10 protein-coding genes are annotated in these 9456 nt (G+C 55.0%); 8 read left to right on the plus strand and 2 right to left on the minus strand.

Annotated elements, in window-relative coordinates; translation table 11 throughout:
• Nucleotides 1-20 precede the first annotated feature (20 nt).
• Both ubiB and ubiE read right to left on the minus strand, forming a co-directional pair.
• Nucleotides 21-1550: a 2-polyprenylphenol 6-hydroxylase gene (gene ubiB, locus AC221Y_RS15610; RefSeq protein WP_299756062.1), complete on the minus strand. Its 1530-nt coding sequence runs from the start codon at nt 1548-1550 to the stop codon at nt 21-23.
• On the minus strand, nt 1551-2306 hold the full coding sequence (ubiE, locus tag AC221Y_RS15615; protein ID WP_299756060.1) for a bifunctional demethylmenaquinone methyltransferase/2-methoxy-6-polyprenyl-1,4-benzoquinol methylase UbiE: 756 nt from the start codon (nt 2304-2306) through the stop codon (nt 1551-1553).
• A gap of 504 nt (nt 2307-2810) precedes the next feature.
• On the opposite strand from ubiE, the gene AC221Y_RS15620 reads away from it, so the two are divergent.
• The 8 genes from AC221Y_RS15620 to AC221Y_RS15655 all read left to right on the plus strand — a co-directional run.
• Entirely contained in the window at nt 2811-3155 is a 345-nt protein-coding gene (locus tag AC221Y_RS15620) for a hypothetical protein (RefSeq protein ID WP_299756057.1), read from the plus strand.
• Entirely contained in the window at nt 3139-3990 is an 852-nt protein-coding gene (gene mutM, locus AC221Y_RS15625) for a bifunctional DNA-formamidopyrimidine glycosylase/DNA-(apurinic or apyrimidinic site) lyase (protein ID WP_299756054.1), read from the plus strand. The genes AC221Y_RS15620 and mutM overlap by 17 nt, the downstream gene beginning before the upstream one ends.
• A 63-nt stretch (nt 3991-4053) precedes the next feature.
• Nucleotides 4054-4830 (plus strand): enoyl-CoA hydratase, encoded by a 777-nt coding sequence (locus AC221Y_RS15630; RefSeq protein WP_299756051.1) that lies wholly within the window; start codon nt 4054-4056, stop codon nt 4828-4830.
• A gap of 164 nt (nt 4831-4994) precedes the next feature.
• Nucleotides 4995-5258, plus strand: a complete 264-nt coding sequence (rpsT, locus tag AC221Y_RS15635; protein WP_299756048.1) for a 30S ribosomal protein S20 — start codon at nt 4995-4997, stop codon at nt 5256-5258.
• Nucleotides 5259-5472: 214 nt separating this feature from the next.
• Nucleotides 5473-5922, plus strand: a complete 450-nt coding sequence (locus tag AC221Y_RS15640; protein WP_299756047.1) for a rhodanese-like domain-containing protein — start codon at nt 5473-5475, stop codon at nt 5920-5922.
• 31 nt (nt 5923-5953) lie between these two features.
• Complete coding sequence (dnaA, locus tag AC221Y_RS15645; protein ID WP_299756044.1) at nt 5954-7303, plus strand: chromosomal replication initiator protein DnaA; 1350 nt, start codon at nt 5954-5956, stop codon at nt 7301-7303.
• 166 nt (nt 7304-7469) lie between these two features.
• The gene (dnaN, locus tag AC221Y_RS15650) at nt 7470-8588 is read left to right on the plus strand and encodes a DNA polymerase III subunit beta (protein WP_299756041.1); all 1119 of its coding nucleotides are present in this window, start codon (nt 7470-7472) and stop codon (nt 8586-8588) included.
• 63 nt (nt 8589-8651) lie between these two features.
• A partial coding sequence (locus AC221Y_RS15655) for an AAA family ATPase (RefSeq protein WP_486707698.1) occupies nt 8652-9456 on the plus strand: 805 nt, incomplete at its 3' end.

Below are 9456 nucleotides of genomic sequence, written 5' to 3' on the forward strand. Positions count from 1 at the left end.
AGAGTGCCCGATTTGTTAGGCTATAGCGCGAGACCAACCAGTACTCCGACCGCAAGCAAACCGCTTCCTGCAAGAACCAAAGCTCCCTTCTTCAGCCATGAGTTAGGCTTGATCGTCTTGGGAGTCGCTTGCTGTTGGATAAGAGCTGCCTCAACAATCTGTGGCAACCTAGGACCAAACCTTCCGACGACGCGCAGGGTGCGTCCCAGATCCCGGATGAGTGCTTTGGGGCCGATGCTCTCGGCGATATAGCTTTCTACGATGGGCTGCGAGACGGTCCAAATGTTAATATTGGGGCTGAGCGAGCGTGACACGCCTTCGACCACGACCATCGTGCGCTGCAGCAAAATCAGCTCGGTTCGCGTTTCCATGCCAAACCGTTCTGTAACCTCAAACAAGTAGCTTAACAGGCGCCCCATGGATATCCGGCTTGCATCCATTCCGAATATTGGCTCGCCCACGGCGCGCAGAGCGCGCGCAAACTCATCGACGTCCCTATCCGCGGGAACATAGCCCGCCTCGAAATGGACTTCGGCGACCCGCCGATAGTCCTTTCGTATGAACCCAAACAAGATCTCGGCGTAGACACGGCGTGTATACTCGTCGATGCGCCCCATGATCCCGAAATCCAAGGCAACAAGCGTCCCGTCCTCGGCAACCTTTAGATTGCCCTGATGCATGTCGGCATGAAAATAGCCATCTCGCAGCGCATGGCGCAGGAACATAGTCAAGATGCGCTCACCTAGGGCGCTCGTGTCGTGTCCGGCTGCCTCAATCGCTTTAACGTCCCCGGACGAAAAACCACCGACCCACGCCAGCGTCATGACACGACGCGATGATAAAGCCCACTTTACCTCAGGAACCGCGAAACCCTCGTCGCCAGCCGTATTTGCCGCGAATTCCGCAGCAGAGGCGGTTTCGAGACGAAGATCCAACTCACCCATTACCACGCCCTCGAAATGGGTAATGACTTCCGTGGGTCGAAGTCGGCGCGTTGAAGGAGCCAGCGTTTCGATCATGCGGGCCGCGAGAAAAAACGCATCGATATCGCGACGGAACGCTCTTTCAATCTTTGGTCGTAGAACTTTGACTGCGACCTCCTCGCCGGTTCCCAAAAGCTTTGCTTTGTGGACCTGCGCAATCGAAGCAGCGGCAACGGGTTCGGAAAACTCGCTAAAGAGCTCTTCTACTGGAAGGCCTAGCTCCTTTGCGACGGTTGCCTTGGCAATATCTGTTGGGAATGGTGGGAGCTTGTCTTGTAGCACCCTTAGTTGAAGCGCCAATTCGTCGCCGACGACGTCCGGGCGAGTCGAAAGGAGTTGGCCAAATTTGATATAGGCAGGGCCAAGTGCGGTTAGCGCACGCGTTGCGGGGGGCTGCTCGGGGTCACCTTTGTAGCCAAGCCATTTGAACGGCCAACCCAGAACACGTGCGGCAATTCGCAGGGAAGCCGGCGCGTTGAATGCTTCAAGAACCACCCCCATTGCGCCGGTTCTCTCGAGAGTCGCGCCGGTACGGATAAGCCGCAGGATATTGTGGGGACCGCGCACCTAGATTTTCCATCCCGAATGGAGTGCGGCAATTCCCATAGAAAGGTTCCTAAATTTAACCTGACCAAAGCCAGCCGCCTCAATCATATCTGCAAATTTAGCCTGGTCCGGGAATTTTCGAATCGATTCTACGAGGTACTGATAGCTGTCTCGATCTCTGGCGATCAGTTGGCCCATCCGCGGGATCACGTTGAACGAGTACAGATCATACAACCTTTGCATTCCGTCCACGGGGAGTTGCGAAAACTCGAGGACCATCAGCCTGCCGCCTGGACGCAACACGCGATAGGCTTCGCTGAGCGCGTCCGGAATACGCGTCACATTCCGAATTCCGAAAGAGATTGTGTAAACGTCAAAAGAATTGTCCGCGAAGGGAAGGGCCATCGCGTCGCCAGTCACCCAGTCTAGCTGCGCTGACATCTCAGAGGCCTCAGCGCGCTTGCGACCCTCTGTTAACATCGATTCTGTTAAATCGAGAACGACGGCTTGCGAGCCCTTCGCGCGTTTCAGAAACCGGAACGAAATATCCCCTGTTCCTCCTGCCACATCCAAAAGGCGCTGGCCCGACCGTGGGGCGAGCCAGTCCATCATCGCTTCCTTCCAGAGACGATGAACACCTACCGACATGACATCGTTCATCACATCGTATTTGGACGCCACATTTGTGAAGACATCATGCACCAGTCCGGCCTTTTCGTCCTCGCGAACGTCTCGGGCGCCGAAGTGGGTTCTCTTTTCAGTTTCGTTTTCTGTCATGGCTATGCGCCCAAGGTTTTCCACACTTCCGATATAGCCTGCCCGCGAAAGACACAAACGTGTTGAATGGACGCGGAGGGAGGGTGAGGCTGCCCTCACTGAAGTCTCCATGTTTTTTTCTGTCCAAACTGGAATGTAAACGCTTTGCATTGATCCCCTTATCCAACCCAACAGTAAGCCTCCGGAGAAAGGCGATGTCCTGATGAAACAGCTGCTTTTTGGACAATGCTGGGTCTTCTGGGGTCCGGAGCCTTCTGCGGCGTTGCGATTAACCGTGAAGTCGCGGCGCCGCTCTTGCGACAAGTCGGTATTGATCCTGACGGATTCTGGACGCGAAGTGTATTGACGGTCATTGCTATTCCTCTTGCCGGACTGCCGGTTGCGGGTCTGATGCGATCTATCGCCAGCCTGGGTTTCGATCGGGCGGGTTGTGATGTTCACGGGTCTTCCGCCTTGCAGCCTCGTTAAGGCGCGCGATATTTCTTCACATTTACGTCACTTGCATTGACCGACCTGATCATTTTCGTCGGCGCAGACCCGCAAGAGCGCCTGATATTTCGCGGCTTCATGACAGTTTTCGGAGCAGCCGTTCTCTTCGCAGGCCTTTGGATTTTTGAGGCGCGCGTTCGCTACGATAATTCGACCCTTTTTGCGACCGACTATTCAGGCCGTGAGCCGCGACACGAAGGAGCGAATTTGGAGGACATTCAGATCAACGCTGACGCAGGGGATTACCATCTTCTGTTTCGCAGGCGGCAAAAAGCGCGTATCTCGTTCTTCTATTCTGGAGCGAACGACATGATGACGCTGGTCTGGCAGAAATTAGAGACAAATGCCCGAGCTTCCTGAGGTAGAAACAGTCCGAAAAGGACTTTTGCCGGTGATGGAAGGGTTTGTGATCCGGCATGCGGACGTGCGGCGACCGGATTTGCGATGGCCGCTTCCGGAACGCATGTCGGAACGGCTGTCCGGACAGCGCGTCCTCAGGTTGCGTCGACGATCCAAATACATCCTTGTTGATCTTTCAAGCGAAGAAACGCTGATCATACATCTTGGAATGTCGGGACGTATACTTATTTCCGAAAAACCTCTTGGCGTATTTCATCACACGCTTCCTGCACCTGAAAAGCACGATCACGTTGTTTTCGAGATGGAGACCGGCACACGTATCGCGTTTAACGATGCTCGTCGCTTTGGCGCCATGGATCTGGCACCGACAGAGTCTGTTGAGGCGCATTGGTTACTGAAAGATCTTGGACCAGAGCCCTTGGGGAATGTCTTCAACGAAGATTATCTTGAAGCACGGCTTCGCGGTCGGAATATGCCAATGAAAACAGCGCTGTTAGATCAGAAGATTGTCGCTGGCCTTGGCAATATTTATGTGTGCGAGGCGCTGAACCGTGCCGGCATATCGCCCCGGCGAAAGGCTGGAAACCTGTCGCGCCCTCAGATAGCTCGGCTGGTTCCAATCATCCGGGACGTTTTGAACGAGGCGATTGCAGCGGGCGGATCGTCTCTTCGGGACTATCGGCAGACAGATGGCGAACTTGGGTACTTCCAGCACGCTTTCCGGGCTTATGACCGCGAGGATCAGCCTTGCAGAACGCCCGAGTGCGACGGCACTATTGTGCGGATCGTTCAATCCGGGCGGTCGACGTACTTCTGTCCCGGGTGTCAAAGATAACTTGATCCCAAAAATTTGAGTGCTAAGCCTTTTTGTCTAAAGTAACCGCCAAAGCGGGGTTTCATGGCTTACAATACAATCGTCGTAGACGTTGAAGACCAAATTGCAACCATTCGGCTAGATCGGCCGGATGCGCTGAACGCGCTGAACGCGGAGCTGCTTTCTGAACTTGCGCAGGCCGTCACCGAGATGGATGCCAACGTTAAAATCAGATGTATGATCCTGACTGGTTCTGAAAAGGCGTTTGCCGCTGGAGCGGATATCAACGAAATGGCAGACCTCAACTTCGTTGATGTCTTTGCCACCGACTTTCTCGCAAATGACGCCGAGGCGATTATGCGGTGTCGCAAGCCAATTATCGCGGCGGTCTCAGGGTATGCGCTGGGCGGTGGATGTGAATTGGCCATGATGTGCGACTTCATACTTGCGTCGGACACTGCCAAGTTTGGTCAGCCAGAGATAAATCTTGGTGTGGTTGCAGGGCTGGGTGGTTCGCAGCGCCTGACGCGTTTCGTTGGCAAGTCAAAGGCCATGGAAATGCATCTGACCGGTCGCTTTATGGACGCCGACGAAGCCGAGCGCTCGGGTTTGGTAAGTCGTGTTGTTCCGGTCAAGAAATTGATGGAAGAAGCTCAGTCTGCGGCGCACAAAATTGCTGAAAAGTCGGCGATCGCGACTATGGTCGTGAAGGAGGCCGTCAACCGAAGCTACGAAACGACACTGCGCGAAGGCCTCCTTTTTGAGCGCCGCGTTTTCCATTCTTTGTTTGCGACCGAAGACCAGTCAGAAGGCATGACCGCCTTCAAAGAGAAGCGGGAAGCGCAGTTTCGCGACAAGTAAGCCTTTTTCGTGTTTAGGGGACTTCCATTTGCGGGTCGAATCCCCTAAACGGCCCCGTACATGCGCGTGAGGCCCGCTTCGGCCAGATGAATCCGGTTGGTAAAACCCGGAGTTGGGCTCTTGCGCAAGAAATTTGATCTAGGCCCGACGAAAGGGAAACCACCATGGCGAATTCGCCCCAGTCCAAAAAACGCGCACGCCAGAATGAGCGCCGTTTTGCCGTAAATAAAGCACGCCGTTCTCGTATCCGTACGCACCTTCGCAAAGTAGAGGAAGCAATTGCTTCAGGCGATAAGGATGCGGCAACTGCTGCGCTCCGCACTGCCGAGCCTGAATTGATGCGCGGCGTCACAAAAGGCGTTTACCACAAAAATACAGCTGCCCGGAAAATGTCACGGCTGTCTTCCAGGGTCAAATCGCTTAGCTGAACACAGCCCAGAAGATTTTTTAAACGCGCCCATTTTGGGCGCGTTTTTTTGTTAACTGATTGACCTGATAAGACTCTCCCTGGAACATTTCTTCCACCCGCTTGAGATTCGCAACGACAATAAATGAGTCAAGCGCAAAGGTCTGTTGCGCGCGGCGGGAACACCGTCCTAATTTGATCGTGCGATTCACATCGTCCTTGGGGGGACATGGTCAATGAGCGGGGCATCTGGTGTACTCGTCGGAGAGGTAAATCCCGACGTAGTTTGGCAGATATTGGAAGGCGATCCTTCTGCTATGCTGATTGACGTCAGGACGCGCGCCGAATGGGGTTTTGTCGGCGTACCTGATCTTGTGGAAGTTGGCCAAACGACGACGTTCGTCGAATGGGCCGTCTTTCCTGACATGTCTGCAAACCCGCAGTTCGTGGCTGAGGTGATGGAAGCAATCGGGGATAATATCCCGAGCATGCTTCTGTTCATTTGTCGGTCCGGCGTGCGTTCCCTTCGGGCTGCAACAGCAATCGCCGACCACTTCGCAACTGTCGGAGTGTCGGCCGAGTGTCTGAATGTAGCCGAAGGTTTCGAGGGCGATCTGGATCCAAAGGGACACCGGGGCGGCCATAATGGATGGAAGGCCCGGGGGCTGGCTTGGCGCCAGTCCTAAATGAAACGAGAGCACGACGGGTCGTAGGCGCATGATAGAAGAGACTTGGGGTAACATCCGCGGCGAGCTTTTGAAGTCCGTTGGTAGGAACAACTACGCAAATTGGATCGAGCCCCTTGAATTTTCCGCGCTGACGGATGGCGTCGCGACGTTCCTGGTGCCAACGCAATTCATGGGAAATTGGGTTTCGCGCAACTTTGGCGAGCAAATTTTGCAGGAGCTGTCGAATGCCGGGCAAAGCGTGTCGCGGGTAGAGTTTTCTGTCCCAAGGCAAGCGTTGGCACCGCGCCGCCAACCCGCCGTGAGGCCGAAGCCGACAGTCATCAACGATGGGGAAGATCTGCCGGGAGCGCCGCTTGATGGACGCTTTACGTTCGATACCTTTGTCGTCGGGAAGCCAAATGAATTGGCTCATGCGGCGGCGCGCCGTGTGGCCGAAGGCGGTCCGGTCACGTTTAATCCACTGTTTCTCTATGGCGGCGTAGGGCTTGGTAAGACGCACCTGATGCATGCTATTGCCTGCGAGCTTCAGCGTCGCGAGCAGGGCTTGCGGATTGTGTATTTGTCGGCCGAGCAGTTCATGTACCGTTTTGTGCAGGCCTTGCGCGACAAAGATATGATCACGTTTAAGCAGCTATTCCGGTCGGTCGATGTGCTGATGATTGACGACGTGCAGTTCATTGCTGGCAAGGATGCGACGCAGGAAGAGTTCTTTCATACGTTTAACGCGCTTGTCGATCAGGGAAAGCAAATCGTTATCTCGTCAGACCGTGCTCCGACCGAGATTACCGGGGTCGAGGACCGTATTCTGAGCCGGCTTCAATCCGGACTGGTCGTCGATCTACACCCGACAAACTACGAGCTTCGGCTTGGAATTCTTCAGCAGAAAGTTGAACATTACTCTGAGCAATTCCCGAACCTGGAGATTGCGAATGGTGTGCTTGAGTTCCTTGCCCATCGTATCTCGTCGAATGTTCGGGTTTTGGAAGGCGCCATGATGCGGTTATTTGCATTTGGCGCGCTTGTCGGGCGTGAGATTACACTCGAGCTGGCTCAGGATTGTTTGTCTGATATCCTGCGGCACTCGGATCGAAAGATCACGGTGGAAGAAATTCAGCGCAAAGTGAGCGACCATTATAATATCCGGCTTAGCGATCTTATCGGACCAAAGCGCGTGCGAACCTTTGCGCGCCCGCGTCAGGTTGCGATGTATCTTGCGAAAACGATGACAAGTCGTTCGCTTCCTGAGATCGGGCGCCGTTTTGGCGGGCGCGACCATACGACTATTATGCATGGCGTGCGCAAGATCGAAGAGTTGAAGCAACAAGACAGCCAGATAGCAGACGATCTTGAGCTTTTGCGCCGGTCTCTCGAGGGGTGACAGGCGGGGGACGCTGTCTCCCGCGCGCTGCTGAGTATTTCAGTTAAAAAGAAAGCCACCGAGGCACTTGACGCTTTGGCGTCAAGGCAGGAAAGTCCCTCAAATTCCATTGCATGCAGCGGAAAACCGGATAAGTTGTTCGTCCGGCATCTTAGGGAGCGTGGACATGAAATTTTCTATCGAACGTAGCGCTTTGCTGAAGGCCGTTGGTCAGGCGCAATCGGTGGTCGAGCGCCGCAATACCATCCCAATCCTTGCGAACGTTTTGATTGAGGCCGAGGGTGATCAAGTCAGGTTTCGCGCGACCGATCTCGATATCGAGGTCGTTGACGAAGCGGCTGCGAAGATTGAACGTGCCGGCGCCACGACAGTAAGTGCTGTGACACTTCACGAGATCGTTCGAAAACTTCCTGACGGGTCTTTGGTGACTCTCACGGACGACGGAGCGTCCGGACGCCTGACAGTTGAGGCAGGACGGTCGAATTTTTCGCTTGCGACGCTGCCGCGCGAGGACTTCCCGGTCATGGCTTCGTCAGAGTACGAAGCAAACTTCGTTTGTCCCGCCCCGGTTTTGCGGCGGTTGTTCGATAAGTCTAAATTTGCGATTTCGACCGAGGAAACGCGATACTATCTGAACGGTGTCTATATGCATATTGCGGATGCAAATGGCGGGCAGGTTCTGCGTTGTGTAGCAACCGATGGCCATCGACTGGCGCGGATCGATGCGGATATGCCGGCGGGCGCCGAGGGCCTGCCGGGCGTCATCGTGCCACGCAAAACGGTTGGTGAGTTGCGCAAGTTGCTGGATGACGACGAAGCTGAGATCGCTGTATCCGTTAGTGAAACGAAGATCCGCTTCGCGGCGCCAGGAATCACGCTGACGTCTAAGGTTATCGATGGAACATTCCCCGACTATACGCGCGTCATTCCTACCGGAAACACGCGTCGTCTGGAAGTAGACGCAGCTGAGTTCGCGAAGGCCGTTGACCGGGTCGCGACAGTTTCATCCGAACGCTCGCGGGCGGTGAAACTCTCGCTGGATGAAGATCGGCTGGTTTTATCTGTAAATGCTCCTGATAGCGGAGCCGCAGAAGAAGAGTTGGCGGTGGCTTATGGCGACGAAGCTCTCGAGATTGGATTTAATGCGAAGTACTTGCTTGAGATTGCAAGTCAGGTTGATCGAGAAAATGCGGTATTCTTGTTCAATTCTGCGGGTGACCCCACATTAATGCGTGAAGGCAACGACGAATCTGCAGTTTATGTTGTGATGCCAATGCGTGTCTAAGCACCGCTCGGTACCATCCTCGCAACGTGCGGAAGTGGTATTGCAAAAAGGAAGGGCAGGGTGATGCCCGGTTGTTTTGTCACATCATTGACGATTTCTCATTTTCGGTCTCACAAGGTGACGCGGCTTTCGTTGGATAGCCGTCCTGTTGTCTTTCATGGAGCGAATGGCGCCGGAAAGACCAACGTTCTGGAGGCAGTATCGCTTTTGTCCCCGGGGCGCGGGTTGAGGCGCGCGGGCGTTGAGGAATTGATCCGAAGACCCGAAGCGCTGGGCTGGAAGATAAGCGCCGAGGTCGAAGCGGATGGCCGTTTACATGAACTTGAGACTGGCGCTGAACCAGGGCAGTCTCGAAGCGTTCGGGTTGACGGCAAAGCGCATCCGCAGCTGGCCTTGGGCCGTGTAGCGCGCGTTATTTGGCTGGTGCCTGCTATGGATCGCCTGTGGCTTGAAGGCGCGGAAGGTCGGAGGCGCTTTCTGGACCGGATGACTATGAGTTTCTTGCCGGACCACGCCGAGACTGTATTGGCTTATGACAAGGCAATGCGAGAACGGAACCGATTGTTGAAGGACATGGTCCGCGATGCGCATTGGTATCAGGTTCTGGAGCGCCAAATGGGCGAGGCCGGTGCGACGATTATGTCGAACCGGCGCGCGACTTTGGAGCGATTGGCGCAAGCACGGGATGGCGCAGAAACCGCATTTCCGGCAGCGGAGCTTTCGCTGACGCACCCGAACGAAGATTTGCCTGTAACCTCAGGCGAGCTTACGGATGCGTTGCAGACTGGGCGCGTGGCCGATTTGCGGGCCGGGCGCACCCTTGTCGGGCCGCACCGGATAGATATGCACGCGGTCTTTGCTCAGAAAG

Source organism: Boseongicola sp. (assembly GCF_057460485.1).